15 protein-coding genes and 1 pseudogene are annotated in these 19,393 nt (G+C 64.2%); 12 read left to right on the top strand and 4 right to left on the bottom strand.

The features are described from left to right. The first annotated feature begins 191 nt into the window (after positions 1-191). A complete protein-coding gene (locus tag NKJ81_RS01880) occupies positions 192-596 on the top strand; it encodes a Fur family transcriptional regulator (protein WP_023675234.1) in 405 nt (134 codons plus the stop codon). 67 nt (positions 597-663) lie between these two features. Here the strand turns inward: NKJ81_RS01880 and NKJ81_RS01875 are convergent, their stop codons facing one another. Then, on the bottom strand, positions 664-945 hold the full coding sequence (locus NKJ81_RS01875; RefSeq protein WP_352448351.1) for a type II toxin-antitoxin system RelE/ParE family toxin: 282 nt from the start codon (positions 943-945) through the stop codon (positions 664-666). 292 nt (positions 946-1,237) lie between these two features. Next, positions 1,238-4,186: a DNA polymerase I gene (polA, locus tag NKJ81_RS01870; protein WP_352539427.1), complete on the bottom strand. Its 2,949-nt coding sequence runs from the start codon at positions 4,184-4,186 to the stop codon at positions 1,238-1,240. Between the two features lie 442 nt (positions 4,187-4,628). Here polA and NKJ81_RS01865 point away from each other — a divergent pair, with 442 nt between their 5' ends. From NKJ81_RS01865 to NKJ81_RS01845, 5 genes are all read left to right on the top strand, one after another. Continuing rightward, a complete protein-coding gene (locus NKJ81_RS01865; protein ID WP_352539426.1) occupies positions 4,629-6,014 on the top strand; it encodes a M20/M25/M40 family metallo-hydrolase in 1,386 nt (461 codons plus the stop codon). A gap of 103 nt (positions 6,015-6,117) precedes the next feature. After that, positions 6,118-6,738, top strand: coding sequence for a ribonuclease D (locus tag NKJ81_RS01860; protein ID WP_254816792.1), 621 nt, complete (start codon positions 6,118-6,120; stop codon positions 6,736-6,738). Positions 6,739-6,940: 202 nt separating this feature from the next. Then, positions 6,941-7,192: a hypothetical protein gene (locus tag NKJ81_RS01855; RefSeq protein WP_352539425.1), complete on the top strand. Its 252-nt coding sequence runs from the start codon at positions 6,941-6,943 to the stop codon at positions 7,190-7,192. Between the two features lie 291 nt (positions 7,193-7,483). Further along, positions 7,484-9,736, top strand: coding sequence for a transglycosylase domain-containing protein (locus tag NKJ81_RS01850; RefSeq protein ID WP_352539424.1), 2,253 nt, complete (start codon positions 7,484-7,486; stop codon positions 9,734-9,736). 62 nt (positions 9,737-9,798) lie between these two features. After that, complete coding sequence (locus tag NKJ81_RS01845) at positions 9,799-10,551, top strand: SDR family NAD(P)-dependent oxidoreductase (RefSeq protein ID WP_023718933.1); 753 nt, start codon at positions 9,799-9,801, stop codon at positions 10,549-10,551. 112 nt (positions 10,552-10,663) lie between these two features. Here the strand turns inward: NKJ81_RS01845 and NKJ81_RS01840 are convergent. Then, positions 10,664-12,435: pseudogene (locus NKJ81_RS01840) on the bottom strand (cation:proton antiporter domain-containing protein). 227 nt (positions 12,436-12,662) lie between these two features. Next, the gene (locus tag NKJ81_RS01835; RefSeq protein ID WP_352539423.1) at positions 12,663-13,112 is read right to left on the bottom strand and encodes a baeRF12 domain-containing protein; all 450 of its coding nucleotides are present in this window, start codon (positions 13,110-13,112) and stop codon (positions 12,663-12,665) included. Positions 13,113-13,552: 440 nt separating this feature from the next. Between NKJ81_RS01835 and cysG the strand changes: the two genes are divergently transcribed. The 6 genes from cysG (at position 13,553) to NKJ81_RS01805 (ending at position 19,271) form a co-directional block, all read left to right on the top strand. After that, positions 13,553-15,004: a siroheme synthase CysG gene (cysG, locus tag NKJ81_RS01830; RefSeq protein WP_352539422.1), complete on the top strand. Its 1,452-nt coding sequence runs from the start codon at positions 13,553-13,555 to the stop codon at positions 15,002-15,004. Further along, on the top strand, positions 15,001-15,306 hold the full coding sequence (locus NKJ81_RS01825) for a DUF2849 domain-containing protein (protein ID WP_352469417.1): 306 nt from the start codon (positions 15,001-15,003) through the stop codon (positions 15,304-15,306). The genes cysG and NKJ81_RS01825 overlap by 4 nt, the downstream gene beginning before the upstream one ends. Before the next feature lie 73 nt (positions 15,307-15,379). Then, on the top strand, positions 15,380-17,050 hold the full coding sequence (locus tag NKJ81_RS01820) for a nitrite/sulfite reductase (protein WP_352539421.1): 1,671 nt from the start codon (positions 15,380-15,382) through the stop codon (positions 17,048-17,050). After that, positions 17,025-17,789, top strand: coding sequence for a phosphoadenylyl-sulfate reductase (locus tag NKJ81_RS01815; RefSeq protein ID WP_352448339.1), 765 nt, complete (start codon positions 17,025-17,027; stop codon positions 17,787-17,789). The genes NKJ81_RS01820 and NKJ81_RS01815 overlap by 26 nt, the downstream gene beginning before the upstream one ends. Positions 17,790-17,976: 187 nt before the next feature. Further along, positions 17,977-18,513, top strand: a complete 537-nt coding sequence (locus NKJ81_RS01810) for a DUF934 domain-containing protein (RefSeq protein WP_352539420.1) — start codon at positions 17,977-17,979, stop codon at positions 18,511-18,513. A 137-nt stretch (positions 18,514-18,650) separates the two neighbouring features. Beyond that, positions 18,651-19,271, top strand: a complete 621-nt coding sequence (locus NKJ81_RS01805; protein ID WP_352539419.1) for a DJ-1/PfpI family protein — start codon at positions 18,651-18,653, stop codon at positions 19,269-19,271. Positions 19,272-19,393 lie beyond the last annotated feature (122 nt).

Below are 19,393 nucleotides of genomic sequence, written 5' to 3'. Positions count from 1 at the left end.
TCGAATTTCCAAGCACGGCCAGCCTGGCCGAGGATTTTGTCAGTATTTTGAATATGGCGCCGCCGGCCAGCCGACCACCGGCTGCGAATAGAAACAGTAGCAAAAATGGCAGTTCGTCGCTATCTCAGTGGAAGAGGTCCGACTGCTTGCGAAATGGCAGCGATCGGCACGGAGCGGCTTGGAACAGGATCATGGCGGCAAGGGATGTACTGACGAAGAACCAGCTTTGCGTTCTCGAGAAGCTCGAGGCCGCCAGCGGCCCGCTCAGCGCCTATACGTTGCTCGACCAACTGCGCGAGCGCGGTTTTCGCGCGCCGCTGCAGGTCTACCGGGCGCTCGACACGCTGGTGAAATCCGGCTTCGTGCACAGGCTCGAAAGCCTCAATTCCTTCGTCGCCTGTGCCGAGCCGCACGACCACAGCCATTCGATGACGGCGTTTGCCATCTGCGACACCTGCGGCCAGGTGACCGAGTTCTCCGACCATGATGTCGGCCACCGGCTCGACGAATGGGTGCGCTCGACCGGCTTCGCCGCCAAGAAGGCGGTGATCGAGTTTCGTGGGACATGTGCGAAGTGTTTGGCCGAGGCGGCTTGAGGCCGGAGCAACGCGGCGAAGGCGGAGCAAGGTTTTCCGAGCCCTCGCCGGGTGTTCCCGGATCGGCTCAGTAGGGAAAGGGTCTCCTTGAGGTATGCCGGATGTGCAGGATCTCAATTGCGTCGGCACGGGCACGATAGAAGACCTTATAAGGGTAGCGGCCTATGAAGAGGACGCGAACGCCAGGGATGTCGGTCGCGTGACCGCTTTCGGGAAATTCGGCAAGTCGCGAAATCCCAGCGTGGATCCGAGAAATGACTGAAAGGGCGCCCTGAGGCGCCCGCTCTTCGAGGTAGTTGAAAATCGCCTCGCGTTCGGCAAAGGCTTGCCGCGTAAATCGGACCTTCATAGCCTGCGGCGGGTGTCGGCCGCGCGAACGGTATCCTCATCTACGAAAGTGCCGTGATCGGCCTCTGCTAGGCCCGCTGTGACCGCGCTGCGCTCTGATTCCGACATCGCATACACGCCAGTCCGCCGCGCCTCGATGACGCGGGCGTAATCAGCAAGCTCCTCCTGGTCTTCGCGAGGCCAAGCTTCCGCATGCCTTACCAGATTCTCAAGTGCCTTGGTGATCATACGGGCACTATAGCATACCGCTGCTGCTCGTGAACCTTGAACCGAACATGGCTCTGTGGCCCGCCTTAATGCGCCTCTTCCCAGTTGTTGGCTGCGCGGGCGTCGACGTGCAGCGGCACCGACATCGATACCGCCGGCATGGCGGCGTTCTCCATGACGTGGCAGACGACCGGGATCGTCGCCTCGACCTCGGCTTCGACCGTCTCGAAAACCAGCTCGTCATGCACCTGCAGCAGCATGCGGGCAGAAAGCCTGGCTTTTTCCAGCGCCTCGTCCATACGGATCATGGCGCGACGGATGATGTCGGCGGCGGTGCCCTGCAGGCGGGCGTTGATCGAGGCGCGCTCGTTGAAGGCACGGACCGAAGGGTTCGACGACCGTATCTCCGGATAGTGGATGCGGCGGCCGAAGATGGTCTCGACGAAGCCGTGCTCGCGGGCATAGGCCTTGGTCGCATCGATATAGTCGCGGATGCCGGGGAAGCGCTCGAAATATTTCTTGATGTAGTCGCCGGCTTCCTCACGCGCGATCGACAGCTGGTTGGCGAGGCCAAAGGCCGAAATGCCGTAGATGATGCCGAAATTGATCGCCTTGGCACGGCGGCGCACTTCCGAAGGCATGCCCTCGACCGGCACGTTGAACATTTCAGACGCGGTGATGGCGTGGATGTCGGCGCCATCGGCGAAGGCCTGCTTGAGCTGCGGGATTTCGGCGACGTGGGCGAGCACGCGCAATTCGATCTGGCTGTAGTCGGCGGAAACCAGCTTGTTGCCCTTGTCGGCGATGAAGGCCGTCCTGATCTTTCGACCCTCGACGGTGCGCACCGGAATGTTCTGCAGATTGGGATCCGAGGACGACAGCCGCCCGGTCGTCGTCGCGGCAAGCGCGTAGGAGGTGTGGACGCGCTTGGTGTCGGGATGGATGAAGCCGGGCAGCGCATCGGTATAGGTCGATTTCAGCTTGGTCAGCTGGCGCCAGTCGACGATCTTGCGCGGCAATTCGTGGCCTTCGGCGGCGAGGTCTTCGAGAAGCTGCGCCGAGGTCGACCACTGGCCGGTCTTGGTTTTTGAACCGCCGGGCAGACCCATCCTGCCGAACAGGATGTCGCCGAGCTGTTTTGGCGAGCCGATGTTGATGCGTTCGCCGACCAGCTGGTAGATCTCGTCCTCGAGCCGTGCGGCACCCTGTGCCAGTTCGCCGGAGAGCCGCGACAGGATCTGCCGGTCGACGGAGATACCGCGCTGCTCCATCCGTGCCAGGACCGGCACCAACGGCCGTTCAAGCCGTTCATAGACCGAGACCAGGCCCTTGGCGGCAAGCCGTGGCTTCAGCACCTGCCAGAGCCTGAGCGCGACGTCGGCGTGCTCGGCCCCGTAAGCCGTCGCCTTGCCGAGGTCGGCCTGATCGAGGCCGACGAAGCTTCTTCCCGAACCGGCCAGTTCCTTCAGCGGAATGGTCGCGTGGCCGAGCCATTTATCGGCCAGCGCCTCCAGGCCGTGGCCACCGTGGGTTCCGGCCTCGAGCACGTAGGAGATCAGCATGGTGTCGTCATAGGGGCCGATCTCGATGCCGTGACGGCTCATGACGACAAGGCGGTATTTCATGTCGTGCACGATCTTGAGGACGGATTTGTCCTCGAGCAGCGGCTTGAGCAACGTCAGCGCGTCGCGGATCGGGACCTGGTTTTCGACCGCGCCGCCGCCGAGCAGGTCGCCATTGCCGTTTTTGTGGGCAAGCGGCACATAGGCGGCGTGGCCGGGCGCGACGGCCATGGCAAGGCCGATCAGTTCGGCCCGCATCGGATCGGGCGAGGACGTCTTAACGTCGAAGGCGACGATGCCTCTCTCCATCGCCTCGGCGATCCAGGCCTTCAGCGTCGCGGCGTCGCGGATGCAGGTGTAGGCGCCGGTGTCGATCTTGCGGGCGGTGGCAGCCTCCAGGCGAAGCGCCGAAAGCAGGGATGGGGTGTCGCCTTGCTTGGCTGCGGCCGGAGCTTCGAGTGCCGCTTCGTCCGACGGCGGTGCGCTCTCGGCGGCCGCGGGCACGCCAAAACCCATATCGGGGCCATGCGCGGTATCGGCACGCTCTATGGTGACGGGGGTGGCTGGAACGTCGCCGGCGTCGGTTCCGGTCGCTTCGGCCACGCGGCGGGTCAGCGTCGAGAATTCCATGGTCTTGAGGAAGCCGATCAGCCTGGGGCCGTCCGGCGCATGCAATACGAATTCGTCAAGCCCTTCGGTCACCGGCACGTCGTTCTTCAGCCTCACCAGGTCACGCGAAATGCGTGCCTTGTCGGCATTGGCGATGATCGATTCGCGCCGCTTGTCCTGCTTGATCTCGCCGGCGCGGGCGAGCAGCGTGTCGAGGTCGCCGAACTGTTCGAGCAATTGCGCTGCCGTCTTCGGCCCGATGCCGGGCACGCCCGGCACATTGTCGACCGAATCGCCAGTCAGCGCCTGCAGGTCGATCATTTTCTGTGGCGGCACGCCCCATTTCTCGATCACCTCGGGAACACCGATCTGGCGGTCCTTCATCGGGTCGTACATGGCAACCGTTGGGCCGACCAGTTGCATCAGATCCTTGTCGGAAGAGATGATGGTGGTGTCGGCGCCGGCTTCGCAGGCAAGCCGGCAATAGGTGGCGATCAAATCGTCGGCCTCGTAGCCTTCCGTCTCAAGGCACGGCAGGTTGAAGGCCCTGGTCGCCTGGCGGATCAGGCCGAATTGCGGGATCAAATCTTCCGGCGGCGCCGAGCGGTTGGCCTTGTATTCGGGGTAGAGGTCGTTGCGGAAGGTCTTCGACGAATAGTCGAAAATCACGGCGAAATGCGTCGGCACGATGCCGACATCGGTGTTGCGGGCGTCCTGCGTCAGCTTCCAGACCATGTTGCAGAAGCCGAGCACGGCACTGGTCGGCAGCCCGTCGGACTTGCGGGACAGCGGCGGCAGCGCGTGATAGGCACGGAAGATGTAGCCGGAGCCGTCGACAAGGAAGAGATGATCGCCTTTTTTCATGGCACGAGGGAATAGCGCGGCGCAGCGCCGCGGTCCATGCCAAAGGCGGCTTCTGCCAAGGGTTCCGGCAACACCCTGACAAATGGCGTGCGAGCCTGGCCTGCCATGCGGCCTGGCCGGAGCTTTGTTCGCTCACGCCTATGTTACAAAAGTGTAATTTTTGTGCCCTTGAATCGCCACGTTCGCAGACACAGATAAACGCCATCGGCAGTTTTCGCCGAAGTCCGGAGCAAGGCCCGTCCCCCGCCTATCCCGGACACTTGCGGCAGCCTATCCCCCCTCTCCGGGCTGCCGCATCGTTTCGAGTAGAGGCCGCCGTGGTTCCCTCCACCACGGCGGCATTTTTTTGCCTTTGGACAGGAAGCTGTGGCCCAACGGTCGCGGGCTTTCCGTTTCGCAACATGGGCTCTAGATTCGCCGCCAGAATCGAAAGGCCCGCCAGATGTCCGCAGTTTCCCCTGTTCTCGACCGCCTCGACAAGAACTTCGACCAGAGCCTGGAACGCCTGTTCGGCCTGCTCGGCATCAAGTCGATCTCCACCGATCCGGACTACGCCGCCGACTGCCGCAAGGCCGCCGAATGGCTGGTCGCCGAGCTCAAGCTGATCGGCTTCGACGCCAGCGTGCGCGACACACCAGGCCATCCGATGGTGGTCGCGCATCACGATGGGCCGGCGGGCGCGCCGCATTTGCTGTTTTACGGCCATTACGACGTCCAGCCGGTCGATCCGATCGAGCTGTGGGAAAGCGACCCGTTCGCGCCGGCGGTCAAGGAGATCGAGCCCGGCCACAAGGTGATCACCGGCCGCGGCGCGGCCGACGACAAGGGCCAGCTGATGACCTTCGTCGAGGCCTGCCGCGCGTGGAAGCAGGTGCATGGCGGATTGCCGTGCCGAATCACAATCCTGTTCGAGGGCGAGGAGGAGTCCGGATCGCCGTCCCTGAAGCCGTTTCTCGAGGCGAATGCGGATGAGCTCAAGGCCGATTTCGCGCTGGTCTGCGACACCGGCATGTGGGACCGCGATACGCCGTCGATCTGCGTCTCGCTGCGCGGGCTGGTCGGCGAGGAGATCACGGTGACTGCCGCCGACCGCGACCTGCATTCCGGGCTCTATGGCGGTGCGGCCGCCAATCCGATCCGCATCCTGGCAAAGATCCTGGCCGACATCCACGATGCGGATGGTCACGTCACCATTCCGGGTTTTTATGACGGCGTCGAGGAAACGCCGTCGCAGATATTGCAGTCGTGGCTGTCGCTCGGTGAGACGGCCGAGACCTTCCTCGGCCCGATCGGCCTGTCGATCCCGTCCGGCGAAAAGGGCCGCTCGGTGCTCGAACTGACCTGGGCGCGGCCGACGGCCGAGTTCAACGGCATCATCGGCGGCTATACCGGCAAGGGCTTCAAGACGGTGATCGCCGCGCAAGCCTCGGCAAAAATCTCCTTCCGCCTGGTCCACAAACAGGATCCGGAAAAAATCCGCGCCGCCTTCCAGGCATTCGTCAGGCAGCGGGTTCCGGCCGACTGCTCGGTCGAATTCCACCCGCATGGCGGCTCGCCGGCGATCCAGCTTTCCTACGACTCGCCCTTCCTCGCCAAGGCCAAGCAGGCGCTGTCCGACGAATGGCCGAAGCCGGCGGTGGTGACCGGCAGCGGCGGCTCGATCCCGGTGGTCGGCGATTTCCAGACCTATCTCGGCATGGAATCGCTGCTGGTCGGTTTCGGCCTCGACGACGACCGCATCCACTCGCCGAACGAGAAGTACGAGATGAGCTCCTTCCACAAGGGCCAGCGCTCCTGGGCGCGCATTCTCGAGGCGCTGACACGCTGAAATTGCGCCAGACTCAAGTTTTTGTTGATTTTTCGCCGGATCGCGGCAAGGACGGGCACGGTCCGTCGCGCATCGCTGCACGGGGCCGCGACCGGAGAAGACGATGAGCGACATACGTTTCCACAAAAACGATCTGCCCGGCCTGCTGCATTACGATGTCGGGGCGGTCGCCATCGACACCGAGACGCTGGGGCTGAACCCGCATCGCGACCGGCTCTGCGTCGTGCAGATCTCGCCGGGCGACGGCTCGGCCGACGTCATCCAGATCGCGCCCGGCCAGAAGAAGGCGCCGAACCTCGTCAGCCTGCTCAAGAACCGCAGCATCACCAAGCTGTTCCATTACGGCCGCTTCGATCTCGCCGTGCTCTACAACGCCTTCGGCGTCATGCCGGAGCCGGTGTTCTGCACCAAGATCGCGTCGCGGCTGACGCGCACCTACACCGACCGGCACGGGCTGAAGGACATCTGCTTCGAGCTTCTCGGGATCGGCCTGTCGAAGGCGCAGCAATCATCGGACTGGGCCGCCGAGACGCTGTCGCCCGAGCAACTCGAATATGCCGCCTCCGACGTGCTCTATTTGCACCGGCTGCGCGACGTACTGAGCGCGCGTCTGGCGCGCGACAACCGGACCAGGGAGGCCGATGCGTGCTTCCGCTTCCTGCCGACGCGTGCGAAACTCGACCTGATGGGCTGGGATGAGGAGGATATCTTCGCCCACAGCTAATGGCCTTCATGATAATTCTACTCCGGCGGCCATCTGGCGCAGTTTTCTCCGCTTCCGGTGCTCACGGACCCAAATGTCCGCTGCGCTCCGGTTCTCGAAAACCACGCCATATGTCTCGCCGGAGCGAATTCTCCTAAAGGCCATCGGCCAGGAACCAGACGCTTGTCCCGGCGTTCCGTTCGCTTCACCGGGAGAAATGAAAATGGCTGCCCGAAAATCAATCGAAACGGCACCGAAGGACGGCTCCAAGGTCACCGTCTACTGGCAGGACAGCGACGGCGTGATAAACGAGAGCATCGCGCAATACCGTTCGCTCGACCGGCTGAAGGCGGCCGGCGGCGACTGGGACGAAAGCGACGCCGGCTGGTGGGCCTATACGGACGGCCATACGCAAAGGAAGATCGAGCCGATCAGCTGGCGGCCGGCTTCCGACGATGCGGATGCCGACGACTGAGGGTTGTCGCAACCGCCGAACTGAAGTGATTATTCTGGGGCAACGCGCATTTTGTTCTTGCTTTGTGCCGGCAGCTATGCTACTAATTTGGCTATGGTGCTCATTGGCTCCGACGACCCGCCCGCCGAGGCGGGTTTTTCATTTCCGGCTTTGGCGCTGTCGCGGGCCGCCGCCGTTCGGCAAGCGACTGAATACAGTTTATTTCGATTTTTCCCGACTTAACCCGCCTTTAAACCGCCGCATCTAGTCTTCAACCCCAACGCCATAGGCATGGGGAAGACAGCACAGCGCATGGCGAACCGGAAAGACAGCCGCATCGAGCCCAGCTTCGAGGCATCGCCGGGGGCGAGATCCTCGGCCGGTTTTTCGGTAAGCGAGGAGGACCGCGTCGTGCCGAGCAACCGAAAAGCCGCTGCAAAGCGCAAATCGTCCAGGGCCAAGCCGCCGCGCGGCGGGCGCGGCAAAAGCCGGCGCGGCGTGTTCGGCGTGCTTGCCCGGCTGTTCTACTGGTGCTTCGTGCTGGCCATCTGGGGCGGCATCGCCACTGCCGGCATCGTCGTCTATTACGGCGCGAAAATGCCGGCGGCCACCACCTGGGCCATTCCCGACCGCGCCCCCAACATCAAGATCGTCTCGGTCGACGGCCAGCTGCTTGGCAATCGCGGCATGAGCGGCGGCGAGGCCGTCGGCCTGCACGAAATGTCGCCCTATATTCCCGAGGCCGTCATCGCCATCGAAGACCGCCGCTTCTATTCGCATTTCGGCATCGACCCGATCGGCCTTTCCCGGGCCATGGTGACCAACGTGCTGGGCGGGCATTTTTCGCAGGGCGGCTCGACGCTGACCCAGCAGCTGGCCAAGAACCTGTTCCTGACGCCGGACCGCACGCTGGAACGCAAGGTGCAGGAAGTGCTCTTGGCGCTGTGGCTGGAGCACAAGCATACGAAGGACCAGATCCTCGAAATGTACCTCAACCGGGTTTATTTCGGCTCTGGCGCCTATGGTGTCGAAGCGGCCTCGCGCCGCTATTTCGGCAAGAGCGCGCGTGACGTCACGCTGTCGGAGGCCGCCCTTCTCGCCGGTCTGCTCAAGGCGCCGTCGCGGCTGTCGCCGGCGCGCGACCCGAAGGCGGCCGAGCAGCGCTCGCAGCTGGTGCTCGCCGCGATGCGCGACGAGGGCAAGATCAGCGCCAAGGAGCAGACCACGGCAATGAGCGCGCCGGCGACACGCGCGCCGTCCTACTGGACCGGCTCGGAAAACTACGTCGCCGATACGATCATGGAAGAACTGCCCGACCTGATCGGCGACGTGCGCCGCGATATCGTCGTCGACACGACCGTCGACCTGACGCTGCAGAAACTCGCCGAGCAATCGATCCGCCGGCTGATCGACCAGAGCGGCAAGAAGCTCAATGTCAGCCAGGGCGCGCTGGTGTCGATCGACAATTCCGGCGCGGTGCGTGCGATGGTCGGCGGTTACGACTATTCGACCAGCCAGTTCGACCGCGCCTCGGAGGCGCGCCGCCAGCCGGGCTCGGCGTTCAAGCCGTTCGTCTACATGGCGGCGCTGGAATCCGGCCGCACGCCCGACAGCGTGCGCAACGACGCGCCGATCAAGATCGGCAACTGGACGCCCGACAATTACGGCGGCAAATATTTCGGCAAGGTGACGCTGGCGACGGCGCTGGCAAAATCGCTGAACTCGGTGGCCGCGCAGCTGACCATGGAAGTCGGGCCGAATGCGGTGGTCGAGGCGGCGCACCGCATGGGCGTCCAGTCCGAGCTGACGGCCAACACCTCGATCGCGCTCGGCACCTCGGAAGTGACGCCGCTGGAACTGACCTCGGCCTATGTTCCCTTCGCCAATGGCGGTTACAAGCCGGACATCCATTTCATCCGCCGCGTCACGACGAGCGACGGCAAGGTGCTCTACGAAAACAATGGCGGCGGTGCGCCGCGGGTCGTCAATCCCGATGTTGTCGGCATGATGAACTCGATGATGACCGGCACGGTCGAGATCGGCACGGCCAGGAAGGCGGCGTTCGCCTGGCCGGCGGCCGGCAAGACAGGCACCAGCCAGAACTCGCGCGACGCGTGGTTCATCGGCTATACCGCCAACCTCACCACCGGCGTCTGGTTCGGCAATGATGACGGCAGCGCGATGAAGAAGGTCACCGGCGGCGCATTGCCGGCGCAGGCCTGGCACGAGTTCATGGTCGCCGCGCATGAGGGCGTGCCGGTGCGGCCGCTGCCTGGAACCTGGAAGTCGACGCCGCCCGACACCATCGTCCCGGACGACATACCGTCCGATACGGCGCCGCCGGCGCCGGTCGCTTCCGTCGGCCAATCGGCGCCGCCTGTGGCAGCTACCGAGTCGGCTTCGCGTCCCGCGCGTCCTGCCGAGACGGTCGATGCCGGCGGCCTTGCCATGCCGGGCGTCGATAGCGCCACCGGATCGATCAAGCACCCGGTGCCGCCCGGCAATGTCGGCGGCCCGGTCAAGAAGCGGCAGACGTCGATCCTGGACATCCTGACAGGCGGCTGAACAACAGGCCCCCTCGCCACCGCTGCCGCGTTCCGCTACATCTCCCGTTTGGAGACCGCGACATGGCTGAACCCGACACCAGAAAGACCATCGTGCTGACCGGCGCCAGCCGTGGCATCGGCCATGCCACGGTCAAGCGCTTTTCACGCGAAGGCTGGCGCGTCATCACCTGCTCGCGCCAGGCCTTTGCCGAGGACTGCCCGTGGCCGGCCGGCCCGGAAGACCACATCAAGGTCGATCTCGCCGACCAGGAGGATGTCGGCATCGCCATCTCCGAGATCCGCCACCGGCTCGAGGCGCATGGCGGGCAGCTGCATGCGCTGGTCAACAATGCCGGCATCTCGCCGAAGCTCAAGGACGGCAACAGCCGCATGAACTCGATCGACACGCCGATGCATGTCTGGCGCGACGTCTTCCAGGTGAATTTCTTCGCGCCGATCATGCTGGCGCGCGGACTGTTCAAGGAGCTGGCATCGGCCAAGGGCTCGATCGTCAACGTCACCTCGATCGCCGGCACCCGGGTGCACCCCTTCGCCGGTACCGCTTATGCGACGTCGAAGGCAGCACTCGGCTCGCTGACACGCGAGATGGCGCATGATTTCGGCCCGCACGGCATTCGCGTCAACGCCATTGCGCCGGGCGAGATCGACACCGCGATCCTGTCGCCGGGCACCGAAAAAATCGTCGAGACCATCCCGCTGAGGCGGCTGGGCACCACGGCGGAAGTCGCCGACATCATCTTCTTCCTGTGCTCGCAGCAGGCGTCCTACGTGACCGGCTCGGAAATACACATCAATGGCGGCCAGCACGTTTGAGCGGTTGGTTTTGATCAATCGTTGACGCTGCCCCTCATCCCCCTGCGGGACTTTCTCCCGTGAAGAACGGGGAGAAGGGGCTTGACCGCAACGCTGGCGGGGCAGCGCAGGCTTAGGTTGCCGGGGGCGCTTTCGGTGCTGCCAAAACCACCTCGACAATGCCGCGGGCGATCTCGCGTTCGCCCATGATGACGGTGTCGGCACCAAGGTTTTTGAGGTGCTCGACCTCGGCATCGGAATGGGCGCGGGCGATGATTTCGATTGTCGGATTGGCGGCGCGGGCGCGCAGAACGACCTGGCCGGCCTCGAAGGCGTTGGGAATGGCCAGGATCAGCCGCTTCGCCCCCTCGGGATTGGATGCGGCGAACACGTCGCCACTCGCCGCGTTGCCGGGTACGGTTTCGACCCCTTCGGCCTTGAGCTTCGCCAGCGTCTTGTCGGCATCCTCGATGACGAGGAAGGGCAGGGCGGCCTGCCTCAGCGCCGTGCCGACGAGGCTGCCGACGCGGCCGTAGCCGATCAGGATGGTGTGGCCGGTCAGCCTCGTCCTGGGCGGTGGGCCATCCTCGTTAGCAGCCGCCGCGACCGAAGCCACCTGGCCGGGCTCGGTCGCCGGGCCGATCGGCCTTGCTTCGCCGGACGGCGCCGTCCTGCCGGCGCGTGCTTCCAGCCAGGGTTTCATCCGGTCGACGGCAAGAAACATCAGCGGATTGAGGACGATCGACAGGATGGCGCCGGCGAGGATGAGGTCGCGGCCTTGTTCGGGCAGCAGTTTCAGCCCGACGCCGAGTTCAGCCAGGATGAACGAGAATTCGCCGATCTGGGCTAGGCTTGCCGAAATCATCAATGCGGTTGCCACCGGATAGCGGAAGACGACGACGATGACGAAGGCTGCCAGCGACTTGCCGACAACGATGATGGCCAGCGTCGCCAGGATCGGCCAGCCATTGCTGATCACGCTGAACGGGTCGAACAGCATGCCGACCGAAACGAAGAACAGCACGGAAAAGGCGTCGCGCAGCGGCAGCGATTCCTCGGCGGCCCGGTGGCTGAGCTCGGATTCGCTCATGATCATGCCGGCGAAGAAAGCGCCGAGAGCCAGCGACACGCCGAACAGCTTGGCCGCGCCGAAGGCGACGCCAAGCGCAATCGCAAGCACCGCCAGCCGGAACAGTTCGCGCGATCCGGTATGGGCGACGTAGTGCAGGATCCAGGGGATAAGCCGGCGGCCGACCACCAGCATGACCACACAAAGGCCGCGACCTTGGCCAGTGTGACGGCGACGACGCCCCAGACGCCGTAGCTCGCCGGCAGCGACAGCAGACTGCTGGAGTGCACCTCCACCTGCTCTTGGCCGCCGAGCACGCCGGCCAACGCCGGCAAAAGCACCAGCGCCAGCACCATCGCCAGATCCTCGACGATCAGCCACCCGACGGCGATGCGGCCGCGCTCGGTCTCGATCAGCCGCCGCTCCTGCAGGGCGCGCAACAGCACCACGGTCGAGGCCACGGAAAGCGCCAGGCCAAAGACCAGTCCCGCACCGATCGACCAGCCGAGCATCCAGGCAAGGCCGGCGCCGAGAGCTGTCGCGAAGCCGATCTGCACAATGGCGCCGGGCACGGCGATGGCGCGGACCGACAACAGGTCCTTCAGCGAGAAATGCAGGCCGACGCCGAACATCAGCAGGATGACGCCGATCTCGGCAAGTTCATTGGCGAGGCCGGCATCGGCGACGAAACCCGGCGTGTTCGGTCCAACCAGAACGCCGGCGACGAGGTAGCCTACCAGCGGCGGCACGCGAAAACGGTTGGCAAGTGCGCCGAAGACGAAAGCCAGCCCCAGACCGGCGACGATGGTGGCGATAAGGGGCGTGTCATGCGGCATTGTCTATGGAGCACCTTCAGGAATCGCGATGTCGGATATGCGCCGTCCAAAAGCCGCCGCCTTGGCAGTATGGAGGCTGGGACAGTCGCGAGACAACCCGCAATCCCCATGAAATCGATGGCAAGGCGGCAAAAAGGCGTTGAGCCGGCAAGCGTTGCCACCCGGCGCGGCCTGCTCCAGGCAGGCGATTGCTATGGAAACGAAAGTTGCGCGCCGCCGATGCCCGATCAGGTCGCCTGCAGCAGGCTCTCGATATCGGGTATGCTGTGGTTGGTCAGCGTCTTTGGAATTTCGGCCGTTATCTTGTCGGTGACCTCCTTGTGCAGCTTCCTGCGCATGTCGCCCAGCACCGGCGGCGGCGCGATCAGCACGATCTCCTTGAAGCTGCCGCGATGCGCGAGCTTGTAGAGCCTGTCGGCAATCTCTTCGGCAAAACGCTCCTTGCCGAGACGGTGCCAGTCGGTGTCCTCGACCGCACTGCGGTGGACGGAAGGGCCGTCGCTGTAGCGGCCGGGGCGGTCCGTGCCTTGTTCTCGGGTTGCCGGATTTTCCTGCTGCATCTCGTGCACGACCTGAAGGTCGGGATATTGGACGTCTCCACGGTTCTCGAGGAACAGCGCCTTTTCGCCATCTGCCACCACGATCCATAGTCCGCGTTTCAGTCTGACGTTGCTCATGGGGCGCTCCTTTTTTGATTTTTCGAGCCCATCGCCGGGCCTTTGCCGCAGGGGTGTGACCGGGCCTGGGTCCATAGAGCAAACGCGTGCCGAGGCGGGAATGTTCCGGCACTCGGACCCGGTGCTCCGACAGGGGTCGGCGAGAGTGCGGGGCTGCCGTCGATCGCTTGGTCAGCATCCGGCGGCTTAATCTACTAAATTGATAGAATTTAGAAAAATCTGTTTTGTGGTTAGCTCCTCCGGCCGCTAAAAAGGCAGCGGATCAAGGGCTGCAACAGCAGCTTCAATCTGCCCCGCATTTGAATGTGGAATATTTTTCTCTTGGCCTTCATGCTTGCAGAAAAGAGATTGCCTGCTACGAAGCGATGCGCGAGTGGGTGCCTTCTGGTTTTTCGCGCCTCCGCGTAGAACTGACAAACGGTTCCAGGATTCCGCTCGTCATGCCGCAAGCCACACCCAAGCTCAATGCCTTTCCCGTCTTCATGCGGGTCGAGGGCGAAGCCATAGCCATCGTCGGCGGCGCAGAGGAAGCGCTGGCCAAGGCGCGGCTGCTCGCGCAGTCGAGCGCTGTGCTGCGCATCGTCAGCGATGAAACAAGCCCGGAGCTGCTGGCCTTTATCGCCGAGACGGGGGCCGCCCACATCGCCGACGTCTATGATGCAGCACATCTCAATGGTGCGGTGATGGTGTTTGCCGCCAGCGGCGACGAGGCGCTCGATCGCCGCGTTGCCGGGGATGCGCGCCGGCTGGGCATTCCGGTCAATGCCGTCGACCGGCCGGAGCTATGCGATTTCTTCACGCCGGCACTGGTCAACCGCGCGCCGGTCGCCATTGCCATCGGCACGGAAGGTGCCGGCCCGGTGCTGGCGCAGATGCTGCGCAGCCGCATCGACCGCATGCTGGCGCCCTCGCTCGGGCCGCTCGCGGCGCTCGCCGCATCTTTTCGCGACACCGCCGAAAGACTGCTGCCGAAGGGCAATGCCCGCCGCCGCTTCTGGAGCGATTTCTTTGGCGGCGCGCCGGCCCGCGCTGTCGAGGCAGGCGAGCTTTCGCAGGCGCATGATGCGGCCGTCGGCCTGCTGCTTTCGACAGAACCGGCATCGGGCCATATCGCGCTTGTAGGCGCCGGTCCAGGCGCCGAGGACCTTTTGACGCTGCGCGCCCATCGCCTGCTGATGGAAGCCGACGTGATCGTCCATGACGCGCTGGTGCCGGAGGCGATCGTCGCAATGGGCCGTCGCGATGCCGAGCGCCTGCCGGTCGGCAAGCGCAAGGGCTGCCATTCCAAGAGCCAGGCCGAGATCAATGCGCTGCTGGTCGAGCTTGGCCACGCCGGCAAGCGTGTCGTGCGGCTGAAGTCCGGCGACCCGCTGGTGTTCGGCCGGGCCGGCGAGGAGATGGCGGCACTTCGCGATGCCGGCGTCGCCTACGAAGTGGTTCCGGGCGTCACCGCGGCCTTCGCCGCCGCCGCCGATTTCGAACTGCCGCTGACGCTGCGCGGCGTGTCGTCGTCGATGGTGTTCACCACCGGCCATGACCTCAAGGGAAATTCGCTGCCCGACTGGGCAAAGCTCGCCATTTCCGGCGCGACGGTCGCCGTCTATATGGGCCGCTCGGTCGCCGCCGAGGTCGCCGGCCGGCTGATCGAAGCCGGCCTGTCGCCGGATACGGCCGTCGCCGTGGTCGAGAATGCCAGCCTTGCCAACCGCCGCCGTTTCCACGGCACGCTCGCCGACCTGCCGTCGCTGGAGGCGCGCGCCGACCTCAGCGGCCCGGTGATGACCATCATCGGCGACGCGGTCGCCGGGGCCAATTTCGAACGGTCCGAGCCGCTGGCGGCACACAGGCAGGAAAGCGTGGCGAGTGCTGCCGCGCAAGGAGTGAGCCAATGAAAGTCCTGACCGCGAACCGCCTCGCCGACGGCATAGCCGTCTGGTACGCCAATGGCGGCTGGGCCGAGATCATCGACCATGCCGACATCGCCCATGACAAGGCGGCCGAGGACCGGCTGGAGGCAATCGGCGCCAAGGCCTCCGCCAACAACGAAGTGGTCGACGTCAACCTGATAGACGTGACCGTGGCCAACGGCACGGTCGAAGCGGTCCGGCTGCGTGAAAAGATCCGTGCCGCCGGCCCGACCACCCGCAACGACCTGGGCAAGCAGGCCCGTCCGCAAGCCGCACGCGCGGCATAGATGACACAAGCATGATCCCGATCATGCTCGAACGAAGAAAATAACGGGCGGACGCGCCCGGAAAGACCTGAATATGTACCGTTACGATGAGTTCGACCACGATTTCGTCAAGGCCCGCGTCGCCGAGTTCAGCGACCAGGTCGCGCGGCGCCTTGCCGGCGAGATCACCGAGGACCAGTTCCGGCCGCTGCGACTGATGAACGGCGTCTATCTGCAGCTGCATGCCTATATGCTGCGCATCGCCGTGCCCTACGGCACGCTGAACAGCAAGCAGCTGCGCATGCTCGGCCACATCGCCCGCAAATACGACAAAGGTTACGGCCATTTCACGACGCGCCAGAACATCCAGTTCAACTGGCCGGCGCTGTCGGACATCCCGGCGATCCTGGCTGATCTGGCAAGCGTCGAAATGCACGCCATCCAGACCAGCGGCAATTGCATCCGCAACGTCACCGCCGACCACTTCGCCGGCGCCGCCGCTGACGAGGTTGCCGATCCGCGCCCCTATGCCGAAATCCTGCGGCAATGGTCCTCGGTGCATCCGGAGTTCTCGTTCCTGCCGCGAAAATTCAAGATCGCGGTGACCGGCGCCGAGCGCGACCGCGCCGCCATCCAGACGCACGACATCGGCTTGCATCTGAAGAAGAACGCTGCCGGCGAGCTCGGTTTCGCCGTCTATGTCGGCGGCGGCCAGGGCCGCACGCCGATGGTCGCCAAGAAGATCCGCGATTTCCTGCCCGAAGCGGATCTGTTGTCCTACTGCACGGCGATCCTGCGCGTTTACAACCTCTACGGCCGGCGCGACAACAAGTTCAAGGCGCGCATCAAGATCCTGGTCCATGAGACCGGCGTCGAGGAGATCACCCGCCAGGTCGAGGCCGAATGGCAGGAGTTGAAGGACGCCGAGCTGAGGCTGCCGGAAGAAGACATCCGCGCCATCGATGCCTATTTCGCGCCGCCTCCGCTTGTCGACCGGCCGGAAGGCGACGAGGCGGTCAAGCTTGCCCGTCTCGACTCCAAGAGCTTTTCCGAATGGCTGGATCAGAATGTGGTCACCCATCGCCATCCCGACTACGCGGCGGTGACCATCTCGCTCAAGGGCATCGGCGAGACGCCGGGCGATGCCTCCGACAGCCAGATGGAAGTGGTCGCCGACATTGCCGAAAAATATTCATTCGACGAGCTGCGCGTCAGTCACGAGCAGAACCTGATCCTGCCGCATGTGGCGCGGGCCGACCTCAAGGCGGTCTATGACGCGCTTGTCGATATCGGGCTGGCGACGGCCAATTCCAACCTGATCAGCGACATCATCTCCTGCCCCGGCCTCGACTATTGCGCGCTGGCAACGGCGCGTTCCATTCCCGTGGCGCAGGAAATCTCGCGGCGCTTTGCTTCGCTGGAGCGCCAGCGCGACATCGGCGAATTGAAGCTGAAGATTTCCGGCTGCATCAATGCCTGTGGCCATCACCATGTCGGCCATATAGGCATCCTGGGCGTCGAGAAGAAAGGCGCCGAGCTTTACCAGGTGACGCTCGGCGGCTCGGCCGACGAGAACACCTCGGTCGGCGAGATCATCGGCCGCGGCTTCAGTTCGGAAGAGATCACCGATGCCATCGAGCAGATCGTCGAGACCTATCTCGGGCTTCGGCTGGACAGAAACGAAAGATTCATCGACGCCTACCGCCGAGTCGGTCCCGCGCCGTTCAAGGAGGCGCTCTATGCTGGCGAAGCCAAGGCCGCTTGACCGTATCGTCGACGTCGAGGCCGGCATCGCCGCCCAAGCGGCGGGTCTCGACGCGCTCTACGGCCATCTGAAGCCGCTGGAGATCATCGAGCGGTCGACCCGGGAGTTCTTTCACGGCGAAATCGCCGCCGTCTCGTCCTTCGGCGCGGATTCAGCGGTGCTGCTGCACATGATCGCCGAGATCGACCGCACGCTGCCGGTGATCTTTCTCGACACCGGCAAGCATTTCGAGGAGACGCTCGGCTACCGTGACGCGCTGGCCGCCGATTTCGGGCTGAGCGATATCCGGGTGATCAGGCCCGACGATGCGGCGCTGGCAAGGATCGACCCGACCGGCAATCTGAACGAGACCGACACCGACGCCTGCTGCGACGTGCGCAAGGTCGAGCCGCTGGCGCGCGGCGTCGAGCCGTTCCGCGCCTGGTTCACCGGCCGCAAGCGCTTCCAGGCGGCGACCCGGGCAGCGCTGCCGGTGTTCGAGGCGGTCGGCTCGCGCATTCGCATCAATCCGCTGGCGCACTGGACGACATCGGACCAGGCCGGCTACATGCGCGCGCATGCGCTGCGTGAAAACCCGCTGGTCGCCTATGGCTATCTGTCGATCGGCTGTTTCCCATGCACGCAGCCGGTGCAACCGGGCGACGATGCGCGCAGCGGCCGCTGGGCCGGGCACGCCAAGACCGAATGCGGCATCCACTTGTCGGGGCTGGAAAGGTCGCTGACCGACGCATCACTTTAGGGTATATTGATATTCAGCCGGCCTGCAAACGGCGGCTTCCTGCGCTTCCGGCGCTCACGTACCCAAAGTACGCTCAGCTCCGGTTGTCGGAGGCCACGCAGTTTGGTCGCTTCGCGCCCGCCTTCGGCTCGGCCTGACCTGAATCTCACGGTGCACTTTAGAATCTTTGGACTTGGGAATTTTCTTGATGAGCGATTTGATAGCCGAAAACGCCATGCGGCTGTGGACACCGGATGGGTTCCGCGAGGACGAGTGGGTTCATGCCGAAAGCGCCGAGGCGCTGGTCGGCAATGGCCGTTTCATCCTGCCGTTGCAGGCGTTTCTCGGCCTCGATCCGGAGGTGCGGCGGTCGGCGAAGGAGCGCATCGGTGTGCTGCTGCAGCCCGGCGATCAGCTCGAGAAGATCGCAGGCCTGCTCGATCAGCTGTCGCTGGTGGCGCTGGCGTTTCCGGCGTTCAATGACGGCCGCTCGTTCTCCAAGGGCGAATTGCTGCGCAGCCGTTATCATTTTGCAGGCGCTATGCGCGCCACCGGGCAGGTGCTGATCGATCAGTTGCCGCATATGCTGCGCGTCGGCTTCGATGAATTCGAGGTATCGCACCCGGTGCTGCTGAAGCGGCTCGAGCAAGGCCGCACCGGCGGACTTCCGCTGTTCTATCAGCCGGCGGTGAAGCCGGAGGCCAAAGGCCCGAAATATTCCTGGCGGCGGGTGCGCGCCGGCTGATCCGCTCCAGAGGGCCAGAAGCCCTATCTGGTCGGACCACATTCCCGATTCAGCCTTTTATTTTGCGCCTCTCCGCCTTAGGATGGGCCTATTATTTCGCGATCCGAATAAATGTGGCCACAAGGGAGGAACCGGGTATGGCTGGCAAGAAGATATTGATGCTCGTTGGCGAGTTCAGCGAGGAGTACGAGATTTTCGTCTTTGAACAGGCCATGCATGCGGTGGGCCACACCGTCCATGTCGTTTGCCCCGACAAGAAGGCCGGCGATATCCTGAAGACCTCGCTGCACGACTTCGAGGGCCACCAGACCTATACGGAAAAGCTCGGCCACGACTACATCCTCAACAAGACGTTTTCCGAGGTCAATCCGGCCGACTACGATGCCGTCTACGCGGCGGGCGGGCGCGGGCCGGAATATATCCGCATCGACAAGCGCGTGCAGGCGCTGGTGCGGCATTTCCATGAGACGGGAAAACCGATCTTCACCATCTGCCACGGCGTGCAGATCCTGATCGCGGTCGACGGCGTGGTGCGCGGCAGGGAAGTCGCGGCGCTGCAATATTGCGAGCCGGAAGTCACGCTGGCCGGCGGCATCTATATCGATGTTGCGCCGACCGGCGCCCATGTCGACGGCAATCTTGTGTCGGCCAAGGGCTGGCCGGGCCTTGCCGCCTTCATGCGCGAATGCCTGAAAGTGCTGGGCACCGAGATCCGCCAGGGCGAGATCCTGATGCGCGACCAGCGCCGGGCGGCTTAAGCTCGGAATGTGGAGCCCGCCGCACCCCTAACGCATGTCGCGCAAAAGTGTCAGCGGTTTTGCGATAACGGCATGCATAAACGACAACCTAAAGCGCGTCGCATGAGGCCGGTCGAGCGCAA

It is taken from the genome of Mesorhizobium sp. M0018 (genome assembly GCF_040323955.1).
Lineage (GTDB): Bacteria > Pseudomonadota > Alphaproteobacteria > Rhizobiales > Rhizobiaceae > Mesorhizobium.
The sequence above is the reverse complement of the archived record's forward strand: the minus strand, read 5'-3'. Positions and strand labels throughout refer to the sequence as shown.